Annotated in this window: 25 protein-coding genes; 21 read left to right on the top strand and 4 right to left on the bottom strand. The window is 40.5% G+C overall.

Going from position 1 to position 25,953, the window contains the following annotated elements; all coding sequences use genetic code 11:
- Positions 1-7 precede the first annotated feature (7 nt).
- Positions 8-1,099: a histidinol-phosphate transaminase gene (gene hisC / locus B9T29_RS05510; protein WP_086174947.1), complete on the top strand. Its 1,092-nt coding sequence runs from the start codon at positions 8-10 to the stop codon at positions 1,097-1,099.
- 92 nt (positions 1,100-1,191) lie between these two features.
- Here the strand turns inward: hisC and pabB are convergent, their stop codons facing one another.
- Entirely contained in the window at positions 1,192-2,544 is a 1,353-nt protein-coding gene (pabB, locus tag B9T29_RS05505; protein ID WP_086174946.1) for an aminodeoxychorismate synthase component I, read from the bottom strand.
- A 257-nt stretch (positions 2,545-2,801) separates the two neighbouring features.
- Here pabB and B9T29_RS05500 point away from each other — a divergent pair, with 257 nt between their 5' ends.
- The 6 genes from B9T29_RS05500 (at position 2,802) to B9T29_RS05475 (ending at position 10,895) form a co-directional block, all read left to right on the top strand.
- On the top strand, positions 2,802-3,755 hold the full coding sequence (locus B9T29_RS05500) for a DUF6160 family protein (protein ID WP_086174945.1): 954 nt from the start codon (positions 2,802-2,804) through the stop codon (positions 3,753-3,755).
- Between the two features lie 198 nt (positions 3,756-3,953).
- A complete protein-coding gene (locus B9T29_RS05495) occupies positions 3,954-4,787 on the top strand; it encodes a C39 family peptidase (protein WP_086174944.1) in 834 nt (277 codons plus the stop codon).
- A 46-nt stretch (positions 4,788-4,833) separates the two neighbouring features.
- Positions 4,834-6,066 carry a hypothetical protein gene (locus B9T29_RS05490; RefSeq protein WP_171263980.1) on the top strand — a complete coding sequence of 411 codons (1,233 nt, stop codon included), beginning with the start codon at positions 4,834-4,836 and terminating at the stop codon, positions 6,064-6,066.
- Positions 6,067-6,078: 12 nt separating this feature from the next.
- Positions 6,079-7,743, top strand: a complete 1,665-nt coding sequence (locus tag B9T29_RS05485) for an OmpP1/FadL family transporter (protein WP_086174942.1) — start codon at positions 6,079-6,081, stop codon at positions 7,741-7,743.
- 32 nt (positions 7,744-7,775) lie between these two features.
- A complete protein-coding gene (gene filE / locus B9T29_RS05480) occupies positions 7,776-8,942 on the top strand; it encodes a putative pilus assembly protein FilE (protein ID WP_265733362.1) in 1,167 nt (388 codons plus the stop codon).
- Positions 8,943-8,963: 21 nt separating this feature from the next.
- Positions 8,964-10,895 (top strand): hypothetical protein, encoded by a 1,932-nt coding sequence (locus tag B9T29_RS05475; RefSeq protein ID WP_086174941.1) that lies wholly within the window; start codon positions 8,964-8,966, stop codon positions 10,893-10,895.
- A 67-nt stretch (positions 10,896-10,962) separates the two neighbouring features.
- On the opposite strand, the gene B9T29_RS05470 is transcribed toward B9T29_RS05475, so the two are convergent.
- The gene (locus B9T29_RS05470; protein ID WP_086174940.1) at positions 10,963-11,511 is read right to left on the bottom strand and encodes an NUDIX hydrolase; all 549 of its coding nucleotides are present in this window, start codon (positions 11,509-11,511) and stop codon (positions 10,963-10,965) included.
- 125 nt (positions 11,512-11,636) lie between these two features.
- Here B9T29_RS05470 and B9T29_RS05465 point away from each other — a divergent pair, with 125 nt between their 5' ends.
- The 14 genes from B9T29_RS05465 to B9T29_RS05400 all read left to right on the top strand — a co-directional run bounded on the left by B9T29_RS05465 (position 11,637) and on the right by B9T29_RS05400 (position 24,043).
- Positions 11,637-12,254, top strand: coding sequence for an NUDIX hydrolase (locus B9T29_RS05465; RefSeq protein ID WP_086174939.1), 618 nt, complete (start codon positions 11,637-11,639; stop codon positions 12,252-12,254).
- 34 nt (positions 12,255-12,288) lie between these two features.
- Entirely contained in the window at positions 12,289-12,819 is a 531-nt protein-coding gene (locus B9T29_RS05460; RefSeq protein ID WP_086174938.1) for a gamma carbonic anhydrase family protein, read from the top strand.
- Positions 12,820-12,950: 131 nt separating this feature from the next.
- The gene (tsaB, locus tag B9T29_RS05455) at positions 12,951-13,619 is read left to right on the top strand and encodes a tRNA (adenosine(37)-N6)-threonylcarbamoyltransferase complex dimerization subunit type 1 TsaB (protein ID WP_086174937.1); all 669 of its coding nucleotides are present in this window, start codon (positions 12,951-12,953) and stop codon (positions 13,617-13,619) included.
- 8 nt (positions 13,620-13,627) lie between these two features.
- Complete coding sequence (locus B9T29_RS05450; RefSeq protein WP_086174936.1) at positions 13,628-14,449, top strand: undecaprenyl-diphosphate phosphatase; 822 nt, start codon at positions 13,628-13,630, stop codon at positions 14,447-14,449.
- Positions 14,449-15,255 carry a class I SAM-dependent methyltransferase gene (locus tag B9T29_RS05445; RefSeq protein WP_171263979.1) on the top strand — a complete coding sequence of 269 codons (807 nt, stop codon included), beginning with the start codon at positions 14,449-14,451 and terminating at the stop codon, positions 15,253-15,255. Before B9T29_RS05450 ends, B9T29_RS05445 begins: the two co-directional genes overlap by 1 nt.
- Positions 15,256-15,378: 123 nt before the next feature.
- A complete protein-coding gene (locus tag B9T29_RS05440) occupies positions 15,379-16,791 on the top strand; it encodes a C13 family peptidase (RefSeq protein ID WP_086174934.1) in 1,413 nt (470 codons plus the stop codon).
- A gap of 11 nt (positions 16,792-16,802) precedes the next feature.
- Positions 16,803-17,639 (top strand): S-formylglutathione hydrolase, encoded by an 837-nt coding sequence (gene fghA, locus B9T29_RS05435; protein ID WP_086174933.1) that lies wholly within the window; start codon positions 16,803-16,805, stop codon positions 17,637-17,639.
- 169 nt (positions 17,640-17,808) lie between these two features.
- Positions 17,809-18,495, top strand: a complete 687-nt coding sequence (rpe, locus tag B9T29_RS05430; protein WP_086174932.1) for a ribulose-phosphate 3-epimerase — start codon at positions 17,809-17,811, stop codon at positions 18,493-18,495.
- Positions 18,496-18,889: 394 nt separating this feature from the next.
- Positions 18,890-19,345 carry a hypothetical protein gene (locus tag B9T29_RS05425; RefSeq protein WP_086174931.1) on the top strand — a complete coding sequence of 152 codons (456 nt, stop codon included), beginning with the start codon at positions 18,890-18,892 and terminating at the stop codon, positions 19,343-19,345.
- Positions 19,346-19,390: 45 nt separating this feature from the next.
- Entirely contained in the window at positions 19,391-21,349 is a 1,959-nt protein-coding gene (locus B9T29_RS05420) for a copper resistance system multicopper oxidase (RefSeq protein WP_086174930.1), read from the top strand.
- Positions 21,336-22,250: a copper resistance protein B gene (locus B9T29_RS05415; protein ID WP_086174929.1), complete on the top strand. Its 915-nt coding sequence runs from the start codon at positions 21,336-21,338 to the stop codon at positions 22,248-22,250. Before B9T29_RS05420 ends, B9T29_RS05415 begins: the two co-directional genes overlap by 14 nt.
- 236 nt (positions 22,251-22,486) lie before the next feature.
- The gene (gene sugE, locus B9T29_RS05410) at positions 22,487-22,804 is read left to right on the top strand and encodes a quaternary ammonium compound efflux SMR transporter SugE (RefSeq protein WP_086174928.1); all 318 of its coding nucleotides are present in this window, start codon (positions 22,487-22,489) and stop codon (positions 22,802-22,804) included.
- 47 nt (positions 22,805-22,851) lie between these two features.
- Complete coding sequence (locus tag B9T29_RS05405; protein ID WP_086174927.1) at positions 22,852-23,331, top strand: methylated-DNA--[protein]-cysteine S-methyltransferase; 480 nt, start codon at positions 22,852-22,854, stop codon at positions 23,329-23,331.
- Positions 23,332-23,383: 52 nt separating this feature from the next.
- Positions 23,384-24,043, top strand: a complete 660-nt coding sequence (locus tag B9T29_RS05400; protein ID WP_086174926.1) for a nuclease-related domain-containing protein — start codon at positions 23,384-23,386, stop codon at positions 24,041-24,043.
- A 36-nt stretch (positions 24,044-24,079) separates the two neighbouring features.
- Here the strand turns inward: B9T29_RS05400 and B9T29_RS05395 are convergent, their stop codons facing one another.
- Both B9T29_RS05395 and B9T29_RS05390 read right to left on the bottom strand, forming a co-directional pair.
- A complete protein-coding gene (locus B9T29_RS05395; RefSeq protein ID WP_213033296.1) occupies positions 24,080-25,015 on the bottom strand; it encodes a tRNA dihydrouridine synthase in 936 nt (311 codons plus the stop codon).
- Between the two features lie 353 nt (positions 25,016-25,368).
- Positions 25,369-25,899, bottom strand: coding sequence for an HPP family protein (locus B9T29_RS05390; RefSeq protein WP_086174925.1), 531 nt, complete (start codon positions 25,897-25,899; stop codon positions 25,369-25,371).
- Positions 25,900-25,953: the final 54 nt, after the last annotated feature.

Here is a 25,953-nt window from a genome sequence, read left to right as displayed (position 1 = left end):
AATAAAAATGTCGACCATCACAACAGAACAAATGCGTTTTTGGAGTCCTGAAGTACGTGAACTAGAACCCTACGTACCTGGCGAACAACCTAAAATTCAAAATTTATTAAAACTCAATACCAATGAAAATCCGTATCCGCCATCACCTAAAGTGGTGGAAGCGGTGCAAGCGGTACTGGCAAATTCAGCAGATGTATTGCGTTTATATCCAGACCCTGATGCATCGGCTTTAAAACAAGCCATTGCCAAGCAGCAACAAGTCGATGTGAGTCATGTCTTTGTCGGGAATGGTTCTGATGAAGTGTTGGCACACATCTTCAAAGCGTTTTTTGTACAGGAATTGCCGGTGCTGTACCCGGATATTACCTATAGTTTCTATCCGGTTTATAGCCAGTTCTTTGGGGTAAAAACCAAAGTGCTGCCGCTCAATGACGACTTTGAAATTGTGGTGGATGATTACAAGCAAGCCAATGGTGGGATTATCATTACCAATCCGAATGCACCAACCAGTATTGCACTCGGCTTATCAGCCATTGAAGAAGTTCTTCAAGCCAACCCCAATTCTGTGGTAGTGATTGATGAAGCTTATGTTGATTTTGGTGCAGAATCTGCGGTTAATTTTGTGGAAAAATACGACAATTTAGTCGTATGTCAAACGACTTCTAAATCACGTTCACTGGCTGGATTGCGTGTTGGTTTTGCCATTGCACAGCCACATCTGATTGCTGCACTGGAAGCAGTCAAAAACAGTTTTAACTCTTATCCAATCGATCGTTTTGCGATTGCAGCTGCTGTGGCATCTTTTGAAGATCAAGAATACTTCGAAGCGCAAAATGAGAAAGTGATTGCAAGCCGCGAAAAGTTAGTGACGCAATTGGTTGAGCTTGGCTTTAAAGTCTTGCCATCGAGTGCAAACTTTATTTTTGCATCTTTAGTAGGTAAAGATGCTGCTGAATTAGCTGCTGAATTACGTGAACGTGGCATTATCGTACGTTATTTCAATAAGCCACGTATTAACCAGTTCCTACGTATTACCATCGGTACGGATGAACAAAACCAGCGTCTGGTAAATACCTTAAAAGATGATATTTTGGTGTAATTGAAATCCACCCTAACCCTCCTTCATCAAAGGAGGGAACTTTTCCCTTTTTCAAAGGGAGGTCGGGAGGGATTAAAAATTGCTTTTTAAATTTATTCAGGCTTATACCAAGTATTGAGTAATTTCAACATCGCTTCGACTTTATCAAAACATTCCTGATATTCAGCATCGCAATCAGATGCAATGGTGATGCCGCCACCGGCCCAAACAGAAACATTATCCTGATATTTTTGAATGGAGCGAATCAGTATGTTCCATGAACCTGTACCATCAAAATTAAAATAACCCATAGAACCACAGTAGGCTCCGCGTGGCGCACCTTCAAGTTCCTCGATAATTTGCATGGCCCGAATTTTGGGCGCGCCAGTAATCGAACCACCCGGCAGAGCAGACATGAGCATATGAAAAGGATTGACCTCTTCCCTTAAAGTGGCAGTAACTTCACTGACCATATGGTGAACTTGATTAAATGACTCAATTTCAAAAAGTTTTGGAGTTTTAACAGATCCTGTTTCCGCATACACGCTTAAATCATTACGCAGTAAGTCCACAATCATCACATTTTCGGCTTGGTCTTTTTTCGAATGAATTAAACTCTGCTTGGATTGTTCATCTTGTTCGGCATCTTTGTGGCGGGGCATCGTACCTTTAATCGGTTTTGTGGTAATTTTTCGGTCTGCTTCAAAATCGATAAACAGTTCGGGAGAACAGCTTAATAATTCAAAATCATCAATTTTAAGATAACCCGAATAAGGGGCATCGGTCAGTTGCCAAAATGCTTCTGTGGTATCCAGCAATAACCCTTGTGCTTTGGCAGTAAATTCCTGAGTCAAATTAATCTGGTAGCAATCACCCGCCCGAATATAATCTTGAACCTGCTTAAAGGCAGTGACATATTGATGTTGACTCCAGCGTGCAGTGCAAGGTTGCGTAAGTGTAAACGTTTGATGGTTTTTATTTTGCTTGTCTTTATCTTGTAAGGCCTCCTGAATCACTTGAAAAATCGCTTCAGCATCATGCTCATAACTAAAAAAAGTCCAGCCTTGATCGGTCAATTTAATATAGCTGTAATAAATACCTAAAAATAAAGAAGGCTGATTTTTGGATCGAATGTTGACCTGTTGCTGGGCAGCCTCATCATAACTGATAAAACCAATTAAACCGCCATTAAAATCAGAATGAGAGTTTTGTAAGCTTTTCTTGAAAAAATGATTGAAATCAATTGATTCAGCATTCTGTTGATATTGGTTTAATGATGTCCTGTTAAATTTCTGAATTTTTTGATTCTGAATCAGCATATATTCGGAGGCAAAAAGTGCAATAACAGGGTGGTTTAAATTTTTTAAGTAAACGACATGGTTTAGATGCGATAGGCATAAAAGAAATTGAGTAGGATTAAGCTGTTGTTTAATCAGCAATTTTTCAAAAATAACAGACTTATTCATACGAGGTTGCTTTATAAAGTCGATGCATAGATGGCATATTCTATAACATTGTTTATGCATAAAACCTGTAAATACCGTTTATCGGTAACCTATAGATTGCGACCAACAGCAGTTGAACAAAAAATCACACAGATATAACTTAACTAGGGCAAATCAGCTGCTCAAGGAAAGACTCACTATTGTCAAAAAATAAAAAACAATCAGTGAAATCGAGTAGTTAACAATCAAAAAAAATAATACTCTTGGGAGAGTACGAAATGAAAAAATTTACTAAACTTGCTTTAGTTTCTTCATTAGCAATTAGTGCAAATGCTATGGCAATGCAAGCAATGGATGATGCTTCATTGGGTGCTACAACTGGTCAAGATGGTATTAACATCGGGATTGGTATTTCTAAAATCGAAATTGAAAAGCTATTAATTCATGATAATGATGGTTTAACTGCTACTGCTTTAGGTGGTACTTCGACTGCAGGTGCAATTGTTATTAAAGGTAATGGCACTGGTGCTACTGCTACTAATGGTATTGTAATTGCTGCAAATATGGCAAGTTTATTACCTTCACATAACTTGGCTGATTTACAAATTGATACCGATGCTGGTACTACTGCAGCTGGTGGGGCATTTATTAATATTGCTGCACAAGTATCTGGCTTAGATATTAGTATTGGTGAGATTGGTGTAGCGAAGTCTGGTGATGCGGCTGCAACTGGAATCCGTCGCGGTGCATCAGATAACTATAATAAAATCATAACTGGTCTTAATATTAAAACTGGTGTAATGACTGCAAATGTTCAGTTGGGTGCATCTCCACAAGGGGCTATGATTAACCTTTCTACAACTATGCAAGGTGGTTTGACAATTTCAGATCTTGGTATTCATGATTCTGCTGGTGGCGGTGACATCTGGTTAGGTAAGATTCAAGTAGCTGATGCTAATGGTACTGATTTATCTATTTCGAATAAAATTAAAGTCACTCCAAATGGTCTTGTTATTTTAAATGATAGTCCAAATGCAACAGACATTTATGTTCAAGCGATTGCTTTAGGTTCTAAGCCAGCATCTGTTACTACTGCTACTCCTCTAGGTGCTCGTGGTACTGCTACTGCAGGTACTATTGGTGATGTAGAAGTGCAAGGTTTACAAACCTATTATATGAATTCACCTACATCAATGGCTAAAGGTTCTGTAATTACGATTTCCGGTCGTTAATTCTGAATTAAAAAAAAGCGCGTGAAATCACGCGCTTTTTTTTACAAAAATAATGTGAAATTCTTCAAAAAAACTAAAAAAAAGCTGTTTTTTTTTATAAAAAGGGTTATCTTCCTTTTTACATGGATGTAGAGCATAAGCTCTAAAAAAATAATGAACAAAGGCACGTCATGCCGCTAACTAGAAAAGTCAAAATATATGTTAGAGATCGCACTAGGCTCGGCATTGATGTATTACGCTGCCAAAGAAGCCTTTGAAATTAAGAAAAAACCGGCGGAAGCTGTGTATTACACTGAAACCTTGGATTCTCGGCAAGATTCCTTCAATCGAATGCACCGGGAAGCTGTACTTATTAAGCCCGCCCTGGAAGATCAATTTAGAGGTATTGCTCGCCAAGCCTATGACTATAGTTGTGGATCAGCTGCATTAACCACATTGATGAATGGTTATGTGGGTACTCAGTTATCAGAACAACAAACCATGAATGGTCTATTAAAGTTTGGTGAAACTGAAAAAATTATTGAACGCCGCAGCTTTTCTCTTTTAGATATGAAACGCTTTGTCGCAGCCATGGGTTTGGAAAGTGGTGGATATAAAGGGGAGTTTTCAGATTTAGTTAAACAGGCTGAACCGGCAATTGTGCCAATTTCTTATGCAGGATTTAAACATTTTGTTGTGTTTAAAGCATATAAAAATGGACGTGTTTATGTGGCTGATCCTGCGCTGGGCAATATCAGTTTTGATGAAACGCGTTTCAAAGATATTTGGGAAAATAACACCCTGTTTTTAATTAATGTTGCACCAGAACAAAGAAAAAATTTATTGGCATTGCATGATACAGATTTGCGACATGTTGAAGATGCCACTGTGAATCGCTATGCTTTTGTAGATATTCAATATCCACAATTTTATATGGATAAAATTGCAGATAAAGCCTCAACAATTCGGTTAGATAAAAATGTAAACGAAAGCTCAGAAAAGTTTGGGGAATCAACATATAATTTTTTACGCCTTTATTATAAAAGTAAATAAAGTATAAAAGTGGCAGATTAAAAAAAGAAAAATGGTGGGATGGAATATGAATTGTAAATGGATGAACAAAACTTTATTGGCTTTGAGTGTTCAAATGGCAATAGGGGTGGCATATGCAGCTGAAGAACCAGCACTTGGAGAATATGAGGTTGTAGATCAGCAAGAAACGGAAGTTGACTCTACAGCATCGCAGCCTGCAAATACACAAACGGTAGCAACCGTGAGCGCAGAGGAAGAGTCAGCACTTGGTGAATATGAAGCTGTTGATGAACAAGCTGATGAGGCAACAGCTCCAGCGTCTGTAGATAGTAGTACAACCGCGCAATCACAACCCGTTGATGCACATACACAAGCTTCTTCAGCATTACAACAGCAAGAAGGAGATGCCAGTAAAGAAGCAAACCTGCAAGAAGTTTTTACCTCCAATGAGAGACAATATTCATTAATCAAAAAAGGTGATATTTCATCTTATTATGATATTGATTACACCTATTATCGTGATACACAGATTGATGCAGAGATGGCTAATGGGCAGTTGTATCAACTTCGTGTTCAAGAAAATGCAGCTCATTCCATTACCAATACCTTTACTGCTCAGTATGGTATTTTAGATAATCTGACCTTCACTGCTTCAGTCCCTTTAGTTGCTAAAACAGATTTATTAAAAGATGCCTCTACAGCTGGCTTAGGTGATATTTCTTTTGGTGCACGTTGGGAACCATTTCCACTAAAAGCAGGCAGATTACCACTGATTTTATTTGGGAATGTTTCAACCAAAACGGGTGATAGTCCTTATGAAGTTAATGCGACTGATGATTTAGCTACAGGTAAAGGTTATTACTCTGCTGGTATTGGTGCAAGTACGCGTAAATATATTGATCCTGTTGTACTTTTTGCCTCTGTTTCCGCAAACTATGGTTTTAAGGAAACCGGACTGAACCAGCGCCGTGGTACTCGCATCATTGATGAGTTTGAACCAGGAATCAGCGGTGGTTTTGCTTTAGGCTTTGCTTATTCATTTAATTATGATGTGTCTATGACTATGTCATATCAGCAAAGTTTTAATACAGGTTCACAATTTACTTATACTTCGGGTGAAAGTTATTCACCGGCTGATCAGACGAGTTCCACTTTAGCAATTTCATTGGGTGTTCGTGTTTCACCTGAGACCATTGTCAACGGAACTGTGGGTATAGGCTTAACAGAAGATGCACCAGATGTATCATTAGGTCTGTCATTCCCACTTGATATTTTAGGTTTCGGTAAGAAACTTCGCTAAGAGGGTAGTCGTATGTATAAGATTCGACTTCGCCCGTTAGCCGCAGCAATTATCGTATCGGGCTGTTCAAGTGCAACTTTTGCTCAATTAGGCACCAACTTATCTGTTGATATCAGATCATTGAGTATGGGGAATGCTGTTACTGCAGATCCTCCAGGAATTAGTGCAATTCATTTTAACCCTGCAGCCTTGACCAAAATTGAAGGTCTGCAGACCGATGTACAAGGGATTCTTGCAAATTTTGACATTAAACGGGAATTCTCAGTTCCTGCTGGTTATAACGTATTTGGCTATTCAGATGACCCGATGGTGTGTAATGATGGACCAGAGGTTTCTTCCGATTTATGTACAGACTTTAAAGGTACAGTCAATGGGGATGTAGAATACGTAAGTCTATACGTTCCCGTATTGAAAAAAATGGTTGATCTGGGTGAAGGTCTACCTATGGCAGCACCTACAGCAGGTATTGCCTATAAGCCACCAGGTTCCAAAACAACATTTGCCACGGCAATGTATGCACCTTTGGTTGCCGGTTTTGGTGCCGAAAATGGTAATCCTGGGAATTATATGGGGCAACAGGTTGCTCTAGAAAGGATTACCTATTTATCTCCATCTATTGCTTATCAAGTGAATGATGAGTTATCTGTGGGTGCTTCTATTGGTATGTCATACCAAGCCATTGGTCTAAAAACGGATTTGCGTTTCCCGAATGAATTAATTGGTATGTTACGAATGATTGATGAAGTCGTTTGTACGCCTTTTAAAGAAAACTCGGACATTATTACCGACATTCTTTTGTTAGGAATGTGTAACACCAAAGAAGGCATGAATCCATTTGGCAAGTTTGGTCAATTGCAACTTTCCATGGAGCAATCGCTTAGTCCAAGCTATAACTTGGGTGTGATGTGGGAGCCGACTGAAGATTTTAGCTTTGGTATGGTATATCAAAGTGCGGCAAAAATGCGTTTAAAAGGCAAATATCACATTGATAATGCAAAGGCACCTCGTGAGCTGATTAATGGCTTAATGTCATCTCCTACGGGCCAAATTCTTGCTGCAATTTTAGGTTTCCCGAATTCTATACCTGCAAGCGAGTCTGGACTTGTTTCAATGGACTTTGAATATCCAGCACATTTTCAGGCGGGAATAAAATATAAGGTTTTACCTGATTTACAAGTTAATTTTGATGTAGGCTGGACAGACTATAAAGCTTGGGACAAGTTTAAATTTGAATTTGACCGACAAGTTTCAGCATTAAAAATTGCCAAATTATTATCTGAAAATATTGGGGATAATTCTCTTGCACTTCCATTGGCATTTACTTCACCTTGGAATTTTGGCATAGGTGTGGAGTATTCTGCAACGGATCGTTTGAAATTACGAGCCGGTTATGAACCTCGTAGCAGTGCAATTCCTGATAATAAGCGAAATACAATGGTTCCGATTAACAATGCACAATTGTTTGGGTTAGGTGTGGGCTATCGTTTTGATGCAGATACCGATTTAGATTTATCGATTGGTTTTTTACGTAGCAAAGATAATATTCCGGCAAATACGAGTAGTCTGTCAAACCAAACGGGTGTAAATAATATTCTGTTAAATCCATATGCGGGTTTAAATGTTAAAACGGATACCAAAGTTACGATTTTAGGATTGAACTATAGAACACGATGGTAGGTAAATTGAAAATAATGAAAGGGAATTCATTGGTGAAATCGATACTTACACTATGTATGGTGCAGGTATCTTTTTCGCATGCAGGCGAGTTTTATACTATTATTGGGCCAGATGGCCGGCCTATGGTGGTACAGCAAAAATCTCAGCCCAAAAATAGAGAAACTGAGGTAAGTAAATCTGCATCAGCAGATACCATTGTTCAAGAAAATCAATCAGTCCATTCCTCAATTAATCAATCTGAAATTAAGACTGCTGCTACTCAAACACCCCCATCATTGCAACTAAAGGGGGAAAATAAAGTAGGAGTTCAAAATGCCAAAAAAACAGCTTCTACCCATCTTGATGTGGCTAAAATACCGCAAGCGAAGTATGTAGAACCCAAAACTGAGGAAAAGAAAAAAGCTGTATTGCAGCCTCAATCCAACCCTAAAAAGGTGGAAGAAACTATACATCTCGCGACCAGTACAGCTAAAGAAGTAAAAGAAGCTAAAAATGCGGAAAACTATGTAACGATTGATGGTACGCAATATATAAAAAATGAATATCTGGAAGACCAGGAATTTAATCTGGAAGGTAAGAAGCGTTTTTATGCTATGCCCGAAGGTATCATCGATACCAAGCATGGAGCGACACGTTTACAAATGGTTGAGCGTGAAAAAGGGGTGAGTAAATCCCTGCTGCAATCAATTTTTAAGAAGAATCAAAAACAGGATAGTGGTCCCATTGCATTGTCATCGACCTATTATCGGGTTTCTCAAGTAGATGCTGTTAAAAGTTTAGGTCAACAATGTATTCAGGATAAAAAAATTAAAAATGCGAAAACTGTCAGTTTGGATAAGGAAGTCAATGTCTGGCCCCGTGCACCATTAAAAGAACAATTTGATTTTGAAATTGTGGAAGTTTCCAATGAAATTCAGAATATTCAGATTAACTCTTATGCATCACGGCAACAGAATCCGACCTTTTATTGGCCATTTGTAGTTTTTTTAGATTCGAGTGGTTGTGTGCTTGAGGGCGCAGGAGGTTTTAAAAATCATGAAGCTGTTGAGTCATCCACTACACATCAAAAAATTGAAGGAATTGTTCATATTCCTGTTCAAAGTCGATATATATTATTGACTCCTTTAGCTAGTGCGATAGATTTGGAAAATAAAGCGCTCACCAATCAGGGTCAATTAAAATTAATAGCAATTCGCTAAGGATATAAGAAGAGAATTAGGATGAAAAATAAATATTTACTCCCTTTTGCCCTCACGACATTAATGGCAGCTTTAAGTGGTTGTGGCGGTGAAAGTGCCAAGGTTATTCCTGAAGTCTATGATTCCAGTACGGCTCATGGGGCGTGTACTATAGATTCTGCAGGCTGCTTAGGATTTGCATTAGATTATCCATTGGATGGGTTAAATTTTACCTGTAGTAGTGATACAAAAAATAGCTTTGTCACCTATTTAGATTTACAAAATGGCGTAGCACAAGGAGCATGTAAGGTAGGTGATTCAATCACTTTCTTTATCAAGGGTGAAAAAGATAAAAAAATTAATTTAGGCACATTAAATTTAAACGAAATTGCCAAAGTAAGCACATCACAACTGCCTCGTTTGACTATTTTAGATATTGCTTTTGGAATAACAGGGAGGAAGGCTGTAGATATTAATTCGAATACGGATGGCACTGTAAAAGTTGCAATACGAATTGCAAAAATATTGCAAGCACTGGCACAACAGGGTAATAGTATTGTCGATCCAACAGATATCCAAGCCTTATATATCACCGATCAGATGAGACGTGATCTTGAAAATATCCTAGAATCCATTGCACAGGAAAAATTTGTCAATGCAACAGATATTGAATTTGAATCTCTCCTTAAACCTTGGGTTGATATTTCTACTATAAGTGATGAACAGGGACGTACTACCGTACTAAAACTCATCACTATTGCAAATGCAGGGGTGTATCAACCGGAGTTTTCGTTATTTTCAACGTCTGGTGTTCTTGGTAGTTTATTAAGTGGTTCAGATGGTTTGGTTGGGTGTAATAAAAGTACCTGTAATACTACGGATAGTTCAACGCAGCATCTATTTGGACATTTCATGTTGCTTACCGATCGTGATGGTTATACTTTCGGAAGTGGTTTGCAATGGCGTGGAGCAGGTATCAGTGATACATCGACTATAGGTGGCTTAAATACTAAACTGCTGACCACCACAAAACCTATTCGTATGACAGCGAATGCACAAAATCATTGGATTAATCCAGTGACCAAAAAAATTGATCAGAATTTTGATTTCCAGGTTGATAACGTACTTACACCTCTAAGCATTTATCAGGGAACCTTATATAATGACTATATGATTGCTGGTAAAGAAAAATTCTATAAGTTATTAACTGGAAAAACAGAAGTGGCTCTGGCGGATCGATATGATTTTGGTTTGTGGCGTCAGACGATAGGAAGTGAAAATTTTCAAGGTACATTGGACTTGTACAAAATTTTCCCTATTACGTATTTAGATAAAAGAGTATTTAAGACAATCAATAATGTGAAATTTGGTGAAGGTTATCTATTCCCGATGTATGCAGATTTAACATTTAAATTTACAGATACAACGGTGCCAGATATAGTACTCGGAATAGTCATTGACGAAAAGGGGAACATTCGAACCAATATGAAGTCAGACTCTACAGGAGATATGAGTACGGCTTCTTGTGATAGCAGTAAATTTAATGCATCAACTTATGTAAATGATGGTGTACAACAATATCGCATAGGTACGGTATCCCGTGCTTTCACAAATGATAAGACTCTTTCCTTACGTATGGTATTGGCGAATGCAAAGTTGGGTAATATTAATGGTGCTTTAGTCGGTATGAATTCCAATATTAAGACTTCAAGTTCTGGAGATAATATTGTGATTGGCGGAGCTTTACTTAATGTAAGTAACTTATTAAATCTTACTACGGGCACAGCAGAGGTTACATTTAAAGATTCTGCTGTTGATACGGTAAAATGGGCAAGTACCTTAGCAAGCTTCCAAAAAGTTTATAATACCAATAATCAAACGCATACTACTGATGATAAACAACTTGCCAAGTTGAGTGGAGGCACATTAACTTTTGCTTTGGCTTCATGTTATACCGTAAAACCTAAAATCTAAAAAAAGCGAAAAACAAAACCCATCTCATGATGGGCTTTTTTATTGCAGGTTAAAAAATTAGAAAATTTTAACCGGTATGATCTAAACGGGTTCCTAAAGTTTCTAAATGCATGTCGAATGAAGCAGTTTTACGGTCTGCAAAATAATGTCTTAAGGTCCGTTCTACGCTTGGAAAAGCCAGTTCAGTCCAGGGGATTTCATGTTCTTCAAATAAATGCGATTCAATGGTCTCTTCACCTGCACCGAATATTCCATTCACTAAATTGGCTTTAAACAGCACATAAATTTGCCCAATTCGGGGAATATTGTACATACAGTAAAGTTGTTCAATTTCGACTTCAGCTTCAGCTTCTTCCCGAGTTTCTCTGGCAGCGCCTTGTTCCATAGTTTCAAACAGTTCCATATAACCTGCAGGCAGGGTCCATAAACCATAGCGTGGTTCAATAGCACGGCGGCAAAGCAAAACTTTATTTTCCCACAATACAAGTGCACCGCAAATCACTTTGGGATTGACATAATGAATATTACCGCAATCTGTACATACACGGCGTAGTTGATGATCGCCGAGTGGAATTTTTTCCGTTGTTTTATGTCCGCAAATTACACAGAAATTCATATTCATCGTCAATGATAAAGGTGTTGATCAGCATAACTGAAAAATCCAAATTTGGCATCATTTCTATCCTTTGGAATAAAAATTCAGCTATGATGAAATAAAGAAGGTAGCAGGAGCAGTAACACATGGATGACTACTCATTAATACAATTATTACAGCATAGGTTGCGCTTTTCTACGCGTATAAAGCCTGCTCAGGCTGCTGTACTAATTGCGATTACCGATGAGTCCGATCCCAAAGTTTTGCTGACGCGCCGTTCTTTATATTTATCTAACCATGCCGGGGAGGTTTCTTTTCCAGGTGGGAAAAGAGATCCACAAGATACCAGTAACATTGTGGTCGCTTTGCGTGAAGCCTATGAAGAAACCGCACTTAATCCATTTGATGTGCAGTTGATTGGTGATTTGCCCATGCAAAAAGCCCGTAATGGCATGCTGGTTAAACCTGTGGTGGGATTGATTCCTGCTGAAGTAGAATTGATTCCTCAACCAACTGAAATTGACCGTATTTTTTTTGCATCACTGAGTAGTTTAATGAATGCACCCCCTATTCCCTATGAAGTACGATATGTGCATCAGTCCTTGTATTTTCCCAGCATGCGTGTGGAAAATGAAATTGTGTGGGGCTTAACTGCGCGGATGCTGGTGTCACTGTTTCAGTATGGTTTGAATTATCAAAAAGAATGGCCTTTTTTATTAAATTCGCCTGCCTTTTACGGCAAAAAAATTAAGCAGACCAGATAAATTCAGCAATATCAAGATCAAGGAAGATGAAAAAATGATGTACAAATTTAAGGGACATACACCTCAAGCAACACATCAGCCTTGGGATGGCTGGGTGGCAGATACAGCCACAGTGATTGGTCAAGTGGAAATGGGAAAGCAGGTCAGTGTCTGGTTTGGTGCCGTGATCCGAGGCGATAACAGCAAGATTAAACTTGGTGATTTTACCAACGTTCAGGAAAATGCAGTTTTACATACCGATGCCGGCATTGAAATGCATATTGGCAGTTATGTCACGATAGGCCATCAAGCCATGTTGCATGGCTGTACCATTGGTGATAATAGCTTGATTGGCATTAATAGCGTGATTTTGAATCATGCCGTGATTGGTAAAAATTGCATCATTGGTGCCAATGCTTTAATTCCTGAAGGGAAAGTGATTCCTGACAATTCTGTGGTGATGGGTTCACCTGGAAAAATCGTGAAGACTTTAGATCAGGCAGCGGAAGTCAAATTAAAAATGAGTGCCATGCACTACGCAGAACATTTCAAGAATTTTCAGCATTTAGAATCGGTTGAACTGTGATTTGAAACGAGATATTCAGCCAAGCGGAAGCTTGGCTTTTTTGTATCCTGCGAATGGAAAATCTCGCCTAGCACGCATGAGTGGAGTATGATATCTGACGTTTTTTATATTTAAATAAATTAAGGTTGTGCATGAAATTGCTGGCATTGGAAACTGCCAACGAGCAGTGTTCCGTTTCTATTGTAGATGACACTCAAGAATTATTTTTTCAATTAGATGCACGAGCAAAAGCACAAACGCAAACGATTCTCCCAATGATCGAACAAGCTTTTAACCAGCTTGCTTTGTCTGCTGCTGACTTAACCGCAATTGCATTTAGCCGTGGTCCCGGTTCGTTTAGTGGGGTGCGCATTAATGCGGCGGTCACTCAGGCCTTGGCATGGGCAAACGATTTGCCGGTAGTTCCAGTTTCAAGCTTACAGGCCTTAGCGCAGGCAGCCTATCGTGTAGCGGGTCTACGCTCAGTCACTGCGGTACTGGATGCCCGCATGAACGAAGTTTATATTGCCAGCTTTGAGCTAGATCAGCACGGCATTATGCAGGCTGTGGATACAGAGCAATTGTTAAATTATAGTGCCGCCAGTCAGGCCGTCAGATTTGAACTTGTCGGTTCAGGTTCAGCTTTAATTCAGCCTGAAGCTATAGAATTCAAAGAGATTGTTGCCACAGCACAAGATATTGCACAAATTGCACGTATTGCTGCATTGCAGCAGCAGTGGGTTATGGCTGAAGAAGCACTACCAGTATATTTGCGTGATAATGCGTGGAAAAAAATTCCAGAACAAATTAAAGCAACTTAAGGTTAGATATGGATCTTTTATTATTATTTAAAGCGGCCATCATGGGCTTGGTAGAGGGGATTACTGAATTTCTACCGATTTCAAGTACCGGGCATTTAATCTTAGCAGGTCAGCTTTTAGATTTTTGGACCATTGAAAAAAGAGATATGTTTGCGGTTGCAGTGCAGATTGGAGCAATTGCAGCGGTGATTTACGAGTACTGGGGCAAACTTTGGGGTGCTTTAATCGGTGGGTTAAAAGGTCAAGAACAGGGCCGCCGTTTAAGTATTAACTTAATTATTGCTTCAATTCCAATCATCATTATCGGCTTAACGTTAGGCGATATCATCAAGGCGTACCTGTTTAATGCGATTACTGTCGCGATTGCCTTAATTGTAGGTGGTTTTATTATTTTATGGGCTGAACGCCGTCCGCATAACATTGAAACTCAAGAAGTTGATGATTTGACCTATAAACAAGCGACTTTAATTGGTTTGATTCAATGCTTGGCCTTATTTCCGGGGACTTCACGTTCAGGCTCAACCATTATCGGGTCTTTATTTTTAGGTGTATCACGTAAAGCAGCAGCGGAATTTTCCTTCTTTCTGGGTATTCCTGTATTAATGGGTGCTGGTTTACTCGATATGTATAAAATGAGGGCAGATTTGCATAGCAATGATATGGCTGTTCTAGCAGTGGGTATCATTGTCGCATTTATTTCTGCACTTATCGTGATTCGTGCATTAATCCGCTATGTATCGAAACATGATTTCACTGCATTTGCGTACTACCGCATTGGTTTTGGTCTGTTTATTTTGGCAACTTGGTGGACAGGCTGGGTTTCTTGGTAATGCATTTGTTTACAGAAGCTCAGTTTCAAGCACAAGCACAGCAGTATTCTGCTGTGCTTTCTTCGCGTGGAGTCACTGTAAATGTTGAGACCATTGAAAAGCTGAATGCCCGATTTCTGCGTCTAAATCCTGAACTGGCTTTATGTGCAGATGAGTCGGGTTTGTGGTTGTGTGCCAATGGCATGAAGATGCAGCCTGATTGGCAAGCTGAAGTACCGCGTTTAAAACGGTCATCGTTAAAATCTGAAATGATTGCACGCGCCTGTAATCTGGGTGAAAAGCCTACATTAATTGATGCGACTGCCGGTTTAGGTCATGACAGTTTGTTAATGGCACATTTGGGTGCTGAAGTTACCTTGGTTGAACGGCATCCAGTCTTGTTTACCTTACTGGAAGACAGTAAAAACCATGCGCAAAATGATGCTTTTCTCAGTTCAGTAGTGTCACGAATTCATCTGGTTTTTTCTGATTCTGCCGATTATTTAAGGCAGCAGGCTGAGCAGCAGAATGTGGTGGATGTGGTTTATCTTGATCCGATGTTTCCACAGCGCGATCAGAACCAGCAAGCCATTAAAAAACAGGCACAAGTTAAAAAGCAGATGCAGTTATTGCATATGCTGTTGCCTGAAGATGGTGAAATGGATCTGGGTGATAACCTGTTAAATTTGGCACAAAAAGTGGCAAAACGTGTGGTGGTGAAGCGTCCACGTCTGGCTGTCTATTTGGCTAACCTAGAACCGGATCATCAGTGGCAGGGTGATGCCTGTCGTTTTGATGCCTACTTTCAGCATCATCTTTTAGAGTAGTTTGGTAATTGCTTCAATCTTGTACATTAATTTGTTATATAGTGCCAAAGAAGCATTGATAAAACTTTCATCAAGCATAAACTTAGAGTGTAAACCCGCGAGCTAAAGCCCCCCGAAAATCTTATGATCGACTTTAAACCCTCCATCAATTTTTGGCATGATTTTAAGAGTAACCAAACTGCAGGGATGTGGCTTTTTTTGGGTTCGCGCCGATCTTTGCAAATTGTTCGACCATCCATTCTGCAACTGATTTTTTGGGGAATTTTAGGCGGCAGTGCCAACAGTCTATTCAGTTGGCTCAGTGCAGATGAGATCGGGCAGTTCAACTCACAGGGCCTGATCAGTTATGCTTTATGGCCTTTTATCGCGTTGATTGTCGGTATTTTCCTGTCGCAGCGGATTAATAATCTTCGTCTTATGCTGGTACCGGCCTTGTTGTGGCTGGTACTGGATACTCATATCGCCTTATTACAAAGCTTGATCCAGTATCTGGGCTATATTGATGTATTGCCCTACATGTTCTATGACTATTTGCCGACCATCTTCATGGTGCTGTTTGTCTGGCAAAGTCTGGCGGTAGTCTGGGTGTTTTCACGTGAATTAAAATGGCCGTGGTGGGAGAGGGCACTGATCGTTGCCGCAACGCTTTTCACCCTTGTGGTGTGGCAAATGTCGGTTAAAAACCAGCCGATCTGGAAAGTGGAAGAAACCCCGCCAAGCTTTGCTGAAGATGCCTTTTATGCACAAAGCCGGATCTTAAACAAGTCGCTGGAATCTATCCAATATGGTGAGTTTGCCCAGTCACACTGGTATTTTCTTGGGGTCGCAGGTGCAGGCTATCAAGATGTCTTTAAATCTGAAGTAGAACGGATTAAAGAACAATTTGATACGCGCTTCGGTACCTTTGGCCGTTCAATGGTTTTGGTGAATAATCCGGAAACTCGAACCCAGATTCCAATTGCTTCGCGTACCAGTATGGAGATGGCATTACGCCGTATTGGCCAGCAAATGAATAAAGAAAGTGATGTGTTATTTTTATACATGACTTCGCACGGTTTGCCGAATGAATTTGAAATGGAAAATGCACCGATCGATCTGAATGATGTCGATCCCAAATGGCTCAGAGATACTTTGGATAAGTCCGGCATTCGCTGGCGGGTGATTGTGATTTCGGCCTGTTATTCAGGTAGTTTTGTCCCGGCCTTACAAGATGATAATACTCTAATTATTACCGCATCTGCGGCGGACCGTTCTTCTTTTGGCTGTTCTAACGAAGCCGATTATACCTATTTTGGACGGGCCTTTTTTGATCAGGCCATGCGCGAGCAGATGTCTATAGAAGGCGCTTTTGAGCAGACTAAAAAAACCGTGGCACAATGGGAAACAGCGCAAGGATTTGAAGCTTCTGAACCGCAATGGTCGATTGGCAAAAATATGGAATTTATGCTGCCGCAATTAGAGCAGCGCCTGTTTCCAGCAGACCTGAAAACAGAAATCAAGACAGAAACCCCACAATTAAGCGTGGCAGCACAATAAGGACAATAATGATGGAACTCATCCAGCAGAATCGATGTTTTGAGGGTGAACAGCGAATTTATAGCCTGAATTCCAAGGTACTGAACGGGGAATCCAGATTTGGCATTTTCTTGCCACCACAAGCCTTAAGCGGGCAGGCATGTCCGGCACTTTTTTATCTGGCGGGTCTGACCTGTACTGAAGAAACTTTTGCAATTAAAGCCCATGCGCAACGTTTAGCGGCTCAGCTGGGATTTATCCTGATCAGCCCGGATACTTCACCGCGAGGTGAACAGGTCGCAGCTGGAGATTCCTGGGACATGGGGCAGGGTGCCGGATTTTATATTAATGCTACTCAGGCACCTTGGGCTGAGCATTATCAAATGGAAAGCTTCATCGCTGACGAGCTTTATGATGTAGTCATCGAGGAATTTCCGGTTCAGGCACATGCAGTCGGGATTTTTGGCCATTCCATGGGCGGACATGGTGCACTTACACTGGCCTTTAAATATCCAGAAAAATTTAAATCAGTGTCTGCTTTTGCGCCTATTTGTGCACCGAGCGAATGTCCATGGGGTGAAAAGGCATTTTCTCATTATCTAGGTGCAGATCAGGCAGAATGGAAAAAGCATGACGCGACTGCTTTGGTGCAGTCTAAGGGCGCATTGTTTAATGAAATTCTGATTGATCAAGGATTGAATGATCAATTCTATACACAACTGAATCCGGCCCTATTCAAGCAAGCCTGTGCCGAGGCAGGACAGTCACTGACCTTGCGTGAACACGTTGGCTATGACCACGGGTATTATTTTATTCAGACCTTTATGGATGACCATCTGCAATTCCATGCCGTACAACTTGAAGCATAAAGTTTTATCGAGCATCAGGTTTTATCAAAAAATAGGGAGCATCAAAGCTCCTTATTTTTTTGCTGGTGTCAGTGATTGAGTGGGCGAATAACTTGGATTGGGTCACAGCAGTGAGATGCAATTTGTTATAATGTGAAAAATCAATTCAAATGCATAGCCAGGTTCTCCCATGTCCAAGCCATATTTAATTGCACCTTCCATTTTATCTGCCGATTTTGCCCGCTTGGGTGAAGAAGTTGAAAATGTGCTTGCTGCAGGTGCAGATGTTGTACATTTTGATGTGATGGATAACCATTATGTGCCTAACCTGACTTTTGGTGCTGGAGTATGTAAGGCATTAAAAAAATATGGTATTCAGGCACCGATTGATGTGCATCTTATGGTGTCACCGGTAGACCGCATGATTGGTGATTTTCTGGAAGCCGGTGCTGACATTATTACTTTTCACCCAGAAGCGACTCAGCATATTGACCGTTCTTTACAGCTGATTAAATCGGGCGGTGCCAAAGCGGGTCTAGTGTTTAATCCGGCCACGCCATTGCATTATCTGGACTATGTGCTGGACAAAGTCGATCAAATTTTGTTGATGAGTGTGAACCCGGGCTTTGGCGGTCAAAAATTTATTCCCATGACGTTGGATAAACTGCGTCAGGCACGCAAAATTATTGATGCCTCTGGCCGTGACATCCGTTTAGAAGTTGATGGTGGGGTGACCCCAAGCAACATTCGTGAAATTGCCGAAGCGGGTGCCGATATGTTTGTTGCCGGTTCGGCTATTTTTGGCAAACCGGATTATCAAGCTGTGATTGATGAAATGCGTTCAGAACTGGCAAAAGTAACTTCAGTTAATCTCTAATAATCTACAATTAATTATTGCTAAGTTGTGGATAACTTTATGGATAACCATATGGATATCTGTGTAGATAACTGTATGGATAACTTGATTAGTTTATAAACAATTATAGATCAATAGTTTAATAATTAGACATTAAATGTATAAAAAGGACTCAAATGAGTCCTTTTTTAGCTTGTTAAGCTATTAAAAAATATGATGCTTTATTCATCTATGCTTAAAAATAACACTGTTTAAAAAATAACTTTATTGTTTAAGTTGGCATTATTCAATCGGACTTGACACTGTTTAGCATAAATTTAAAAATTGTGTATAACTTATATCTTGGTTATGCTGTTAGACTAAAATCAAAAGAACATGATTTATCTTTTATTGTGTATAGGCTAAGGACAATATTGTGCTCACTTCATTACGCAAACAGGCTTGGTTTGTGTTCCTGATGGTTTTTGCCATCGGGTGGAGTAATGCTGCTTTGGCATCCGAACAGCCGATGCATCAGCAAATGATGAGTAAATTGACGATTCAACATGAAGGTAAAATGCCCATGACGACCATGTCAGGTTGCCATGATTCAGTCAAAACTCAACCACACATGCAGCATCATCCTGCCGCACAAGTAAACGTGTCCCATGATCTGGATTGTCATCAGGGCATGAGCGATCAACAGCAGCATTTCAGCTGTAATGATTGCCTGCAGTTGCATTGCCAGAGTCTCAGTCTCTGGTTGGATTCTCAAGCGCATCCTCTAGTGCAGGTACAAGCCATTCAAGAACATCCACAGCTGAATTTTGCTTATTCCGCCCAGCATTTAAGCGGTTTCTGGCAGCAGATTTTACGTCCCCCAAAAGCTTGACCGTGATTTAAAAAAACTTTTTATTTTTAAATTATAGGTTCAGTCATGTCTATACAATTAACTCAAAGCCTCGTGATTGGGGTGTGTTTAGTGTCATCGTCGTGGGCGTTTGCCGCGGTTAAAGAATATCATCTCAACATTGATGAACAGAGCGTGAATATCACCGGAAAGTCCTTAAAACGGATTACCGTAAACGGTCAATTTCCTGCGCCTCTTCTGGAATTTGAAGAAGGGGATGATGCCGTGATTCATGTGCATAACAACCTGAAAAATCAGGATTCTGCCATTCATTGGCATGGTCTGTTACTGCCTGGACTGATGGATGGGGTGCCGGGTTTTAACCAGTTTAAAGGGATTAAACCGCAAGCTGATTTTGTCTATCGTTTCAAGGTACGGCAAAACGGCACCTACTGGTATCACGCCCATTCCAAAGGTCAAGAACAGGATGGACTGTATGGTGCCTTGGTGATTTACCCCAAAGGAAAAAAGCCGCTAGCAGCGCATGAACAGGCTGATCGTGATTATGTGGTGATGCTGTCCGATTTTCATCAATCGGGCAGTGCACAGATTTTAAAGAATCTGAAAAAGTCCGCAGAGTATTATCAAAACCGGCGTGAAACTGTGGCTGACGTGTTGAAGCAGGTCAAGCGTGATGGTTTAAAAAATACCTGGCAAGATCGTGCCATGTGGAACCAGATGCGCATGCTGAAGACCGATTTGTCCGATGTCACCGGTTATACCTTCCTGATCAATGGCAAAACGCCTGAACAAAACTGGACCGGCATGTTTAAGCCGAATGAAAAAGTCCGTTTACGTTTTATCAATGCTTCAGCCATGACCTTTTATGATGTGCGTATTCCAGACTTGAAGATGACTGTGGTGAGCGCCGATGGCCAGCCGGTGCAACCGGTTCCTGTAGATGAGTTTCGCATTGGCAATGCAGAAACTTATGACGTGATTGTTGAGCCGAAAGCCAATCATTATCAAATTGAAGCTGAGTCGATTGACCGTAGCGGTTTTGCGATTGCTTCATTGCACAATGAACTCACTGCAATGCCGCATGGGATTGTGATGCCACAATCGCGTCCACGAGCATTGCTGACCATGGAAGACATGGGGCATGGTTCTGCATCGAATGATCATGCGAACCATGCTCAGATGGATGATGGTCAGAGTAGTACAAATCAAAGCAGTGCCGGTTCAATGAAGCATCAAATGATGGATCATTCATCGATGCAACATGATTCAACAACCATGAATCATTCATCCATGCCACATGATATGGCTGCAATGAATCATCAGACCATGGAGCATACTCAAATGAGTCATGCGGCCATGCACGACCATTCGCAACATGCGACTCAACAACACACTATGCCACAGCCAGCAAAACCTGAGTCTGATCAGCAGCACGAGCAAAGCCATACAACGCATCGTACAGAACAACTATCTTCAGATGATAAGATAGCCGTGGTTTATGGCTGGGCCAATGCATCCACACCCACAGGGCATAAAGCACTGCAATATAGCGACTTGAAATCACTCACTCCACAGCCCGATACCCGTCCGGCAGAGAGAGAGCTGGAAGTGCGTTTGGGGGGCAACATGGCGCGTTATATCTGGACCATCAATGGTAAGAAATTTACCGAAGTTGAACCGTTACAGGTGAAATATGGCGAACGGATCCGCCTGAAATTTATCAATGACAGTATGATGGCGCATCCGATGCATCTGCATGGCATGTTTATGCAGCTGGAAAATGGTCAAAGTAGCCAAGATTTGCCAAATAAACACACCCTGATTGTGCCACCGGGTAAAACGGTAACGGCCTTACTGACCGCTGATGAATTGGGAGAATGGGCAATTCATTGTCATCTGCTGTATCACATGTCATCGGGCATGATGAGCAAACTGGTGGTGGCCAATGTGGATGAAAATAAAACGCTAGCTTCACCTGCTACGCCGGCTCAAGTTCAGCAAGGAGACTCACATGCGCATCATTAATTTCTTTGCAATGAGCACATTGAGTGTCTCATTCCTGTTGCTATCTGGACAAAGTTTTGCGTATGAAGGGCATCATGCCATGTCGATGCCGGAAGCGCAGACTCCACAACAGGATGAAATTCCACTCGACCATTCACAGCATCAGGCCATTTCGATAGCAACTCAAACGTCTGTTGAAGCTAAACCGGCACCATCTGTACAAGATAAAAATGTGAACTCAAATGATGCTGCATCTGCCGAGCATATCAAAGAGCATGGTGGACAGGTTTACCAACAAACCACGCTTGAAAGTCGATGGTTACGCAATAACGATGGAGACGGAGTTTTAAAATCGGAACTTGAAACCCGCATCGGGACGGATGAAAACAAGGTTTTTATCAAAGTCCATGCCGATGATGCTGAATCACAGCAAGCGGAATATGATGCTAAAGTATTGTACAGTCGCAATGTTGCCGATTTTTGGGATGTACAGGCCGGTTTCCGTTATCGAAATGACCAAAACCGGGAAGTCGATCAGGAGCAGGTAGATGCCGTACTTGGCCTGCATGGACTGGCGCCGTATTTCTTTGAAACCGATGCCTATTTATTGCTCGGTCAAGATCATCAAGTATCATTCAGTCTGGAAACGGAACGTGATTTACTGTTCACCCAGAAGCTGATTCTCAAACCTTATCTGAACCTGAATGTGGTGCTGAGTGATGACTCCATCTATGCGCAAAAGACTGGTTTAGGCACAGCGCAACTGGGTCTGGAAACCCGCTATGAAATCAATAAAAAAGTGATGCCTTTTGTAGATTTTACTTATGGTTATCGTCAGGGCAATGAGGAAACTGCATGGCAGCAGCAATCAAGTTCCGAAAATGAATGGCTCTATGGTGCAGGAATCCGTTTTAAATTTTAGTCCTATTCGCGGCTCCAAAAAATACGACTGGTTGAGGCCAGTCATATTTTTATTTGCATTTTTGAAGTGAGCAATTGATCAAAAAATGTAAAATATGGTTCTATTTAGCTCAATCATTATATAATTACCTAATAAGTTACAGGAGGAACGACCTCCCTTGATGCAATACAAATCAGTATTGCACCGAGAAAATTCGTCAGGACGGCCTGACTCGCATCCTATGGAGTATAGTCGTCATGGCTTGGGTCGTTCTGGTTTTAGCAGGTGTTTTTGAAATTGTCTGGGCTTATGCCATGAAGCTTTCAGAAGGTTTCACCCGTCTAACACCGAGTATTGTTACCCTAGTTTTTATGGTTTTAAGTTTTGCTTTATTGGCTTATGCCATGCGAACTTTACCTCTCGGTACCGCTTATACCATCTGGACCGGGATTGGAGCAGTCGGTTCTTTTCTGGTCGGTGTTTTTATTTTGGGTGAGCCTACATCGGCCATGCGTATGCTCGCTGCGGTACTGATTATTTCTGGATTAGTGTTGATGAAACTGTCATCATCCTAACTATCTCGCTTATTTATTGCACTACTATTGCACTATAGGAGAAGACAATGAAACTGGCTTTTATGGAAATGGCTTCTCCTGTGGGTACTTTAAAACTGGTGGCTCATGAAACGGCTTTGGTTGCTGTACTTTGGGAAAATGAAAATCCCAAACGGGTACGTTTAGCCGAATTGATCGAACAGGTTAATCATCCTATTTTGTTGGAAACTCAAAAGCAGTTAAATGAGTATTTTGCTGGAAAAAGACAGCAATTTGATTTGCCATTAGATTTTGAAGGAACTGAATTTCAGCAGAAAGTCTGGCAAGCTTTACTCACCATTCCCTTTGGAGAAACCCGCAGTTATCGGGATATTGCCGAACAGGTGGGCAACGTCAAAGCGGTACGTGCAGTGGGCGCAGCCAATGGTAAAAATCCGATTTCGATTATCGCGCCGTGCCATCGGGTGGTGGGTGCGAATGGAAAGTTAGTGGGTTTTGCTGGTGGGCTAGACAATAAAGATATTTTATTGAAACTAGAATCTTCATGAATTTAATAAGTTTATGTTATTGTTATTAAAAATATAATATGAACTTTATTGAATGAATATTTCTCAAATTTTTATACCGCTTTTTTCACAGTTGTGGTGGATCATTTTATTATTTTCTGCCGCTGTTCTTTTTAAGGTATTTAAGCCATTTCTTAAAGGGAAAGTTGGAGAATTAGCGGTAGCTGTACACGTTAAACTCTATTTGAAAGATCCGCGTTATATTTTATTAAATGACTGTACTTTGCCCGATGAGCAATCGGGAACGACCCAAATAGACCATATTCTGCTCAGTCCTTTTGGTATTTTTGTGATAGAAACCAAAAATTATACCGGCTGGATTTTTGGTGGTGAACGTCAAAAAATGTGGACACAAAAGATTTATAAAAAAAGCTATAAATTTCAAAATCCCTTACATCAGAATTATAAACACACGAAAGTGCTGGAAGATGTGTTATCCGATATTATTGAACCGCAACATTTGCATTCGGTGATTGTATTTATGCCAGAAAGTGAATTTAAAACAGCCATGCCAAGTAATGTGTTTCGTGGTGCGGCATGGATCGACTATGTTAAAGGTTTTCAGGACGAAGTGATTCCTGCGATGAAACTGAAACGGATTCAATTACGGATTGAAAAAGAAGTTTTAGAGAAATCCTGGAAAACCAATCGCCTACATGTAGAAAACTTAAAACAGCGTAAGCAGGGAACTTGATCAAAAAAACCTTTGCATATGCAAAGGCTTTTATTTTTAATGCTGTAGCAGATTCAACTTTTCAATAATTTCGTTCAGTTGCTTGATGCGTTTTACTTCATCCCACAGCATTTTGGCTTCTGGATAATGCTTGGACATCATGCCGAGCCACTGTTTATAACGCCCCACCATATTAATTTCTTTTTTATAGGGTCCACTTAAAAAGCGGCTTTGCAAAGCCAATAACTCGTCCCAAGTAATCATGGGATCATCTTGATTTTGACGGATACATTGCGTGATATCTGGTGTGGTTACAGCAGCCCGACCAATCATTAAATCTTCACAACCGGATTCAAGCTGACATTGCTTGGCATCTGCATTGGTCCAGATTTCACCATTGGCAATCACATTGATGTTCAATGCTTCTCGAATCGGTTGCAGTTGGTCCCAGAAAGCTGGCGGGGTATAACCTTCCGCTTTGGTACGTGCATGTACTGTAACCCAGGCTGCTCCAGCATCTTCAATGGCATGAGCATTTTCTAAAGTGAAGTTTCTGTCCATATAGCCTAGCCGCATTTTGGCTGAAACGGGTATATGGCTCGGTACTGCATCACGCACAGCCTTAACCAGCATGTGGACTACTTCAGGTTCATCCAGCAAGACTGAACCGCCTCGGTGACGGTTGACCGTTTTTGCAGGACAACCAAAATTCATGTCAATGGCTGGAGCACCCAGTTCCACGGCGCGAATGGCATTGGCAGCCAGCATTTCCGGGTTATTTCCCAGAAATTGCACATGAACGGGTGTACCCGCAGCAGTCTTGCCCTCGTTTAACAGTTCAGGGCAGTAACTATGATAAATATGTTCAGGCAGAACGGAATCCGTGACACGAATAAACTCAGTCACACACCAGTCAAAGCTCCCTACGGATGTGAGTACATCACGCATAATGGGGTCAGTTAAGCCTTCCATGGGTGCAAGCACAAGTTTCAATGTCGGACACCTGTCAAATGAAAAACGGTGTTATACGTTTTTTTGTGTGGGTTGTCTAGAAAAAGGGCTTTGAAATATTGTAGTGTGAGATAGGTCTTAACCCTTATATTTCGTATTGTTATTCCTAAGTAGAAATGTCCTGTTTTAAACTGCAAGAGTCAAAAACAGGATTTAAATCTCTTTGTTAGACATCTTGATCAGCATCTCAAATGCATATTCAATCCATGATGTTGATGTATATCATAGACTAGACATTTTAATTGGTAAGAATATAGATACTTTAAATGGTTTCTAACATTTGCGTTTCGCATAAGTGCCACTCTGTTAAATAGATTTAACCTTCAGTCAATTTATTACTTGGTTTTAATAAAACCTAAACCATAAAGAGGCCACTTATTATCATTTTTAATATTGTTCACAAGAGTGGCAATTAAAACTAAAGCTATAGATCCTAATAACACAGGAAAAATTAAAAAACTCCATTCGTAGTTAATTGAATTTGCTGTTAAAAGTATAACTAAGGGATTTGCTCCAGCTGGTGGATGTACACATTTAAAAACTTGCATTAAGGCAATTGCACAGCCTACAGATAAAGCTATGGTTAGATTAGATTCAGGAAAAAATTTGAGAAAAAATAAGCCAATAAAAGCTGAAATAAGATGTCCAAAAATAACATTTCTAGGTTGTGCTAGTGGCGACTGTGAAACAGCATAAAGAATTACACAAGTAGCACCAAAAGGAGCCATGATATAAAGATTTCCTGTTAGTTTAGTTAGTGTAAGTAAAAGAAAAATACTTATTGTTCCTCCAATTAGGCTTCTTAGAATTTCGTTTTTTTTCGGAAATACGGCTAGTTTTTCCTTTCCTTCTAAAATTGAAAACATTTTTGGTAGCTCTTTAAAATATTGTTTTCAAATCATAATACATATAAAATAAAA

Source organism: Acinetobacter sp. ANC 3903 (assembly GCF_002135315.1).
Classification (GTDB): Bacteria; Pseudomonadota; Gammaproteobacteria; order Pseudomonadales; family Moraxellaceae; genus Acinetobacter.
The sequence above is the reverse complement of the archived record's forward strand: the minus strand, read 5'-3'. Positions and strand labels throughout refer to the sequence as shown.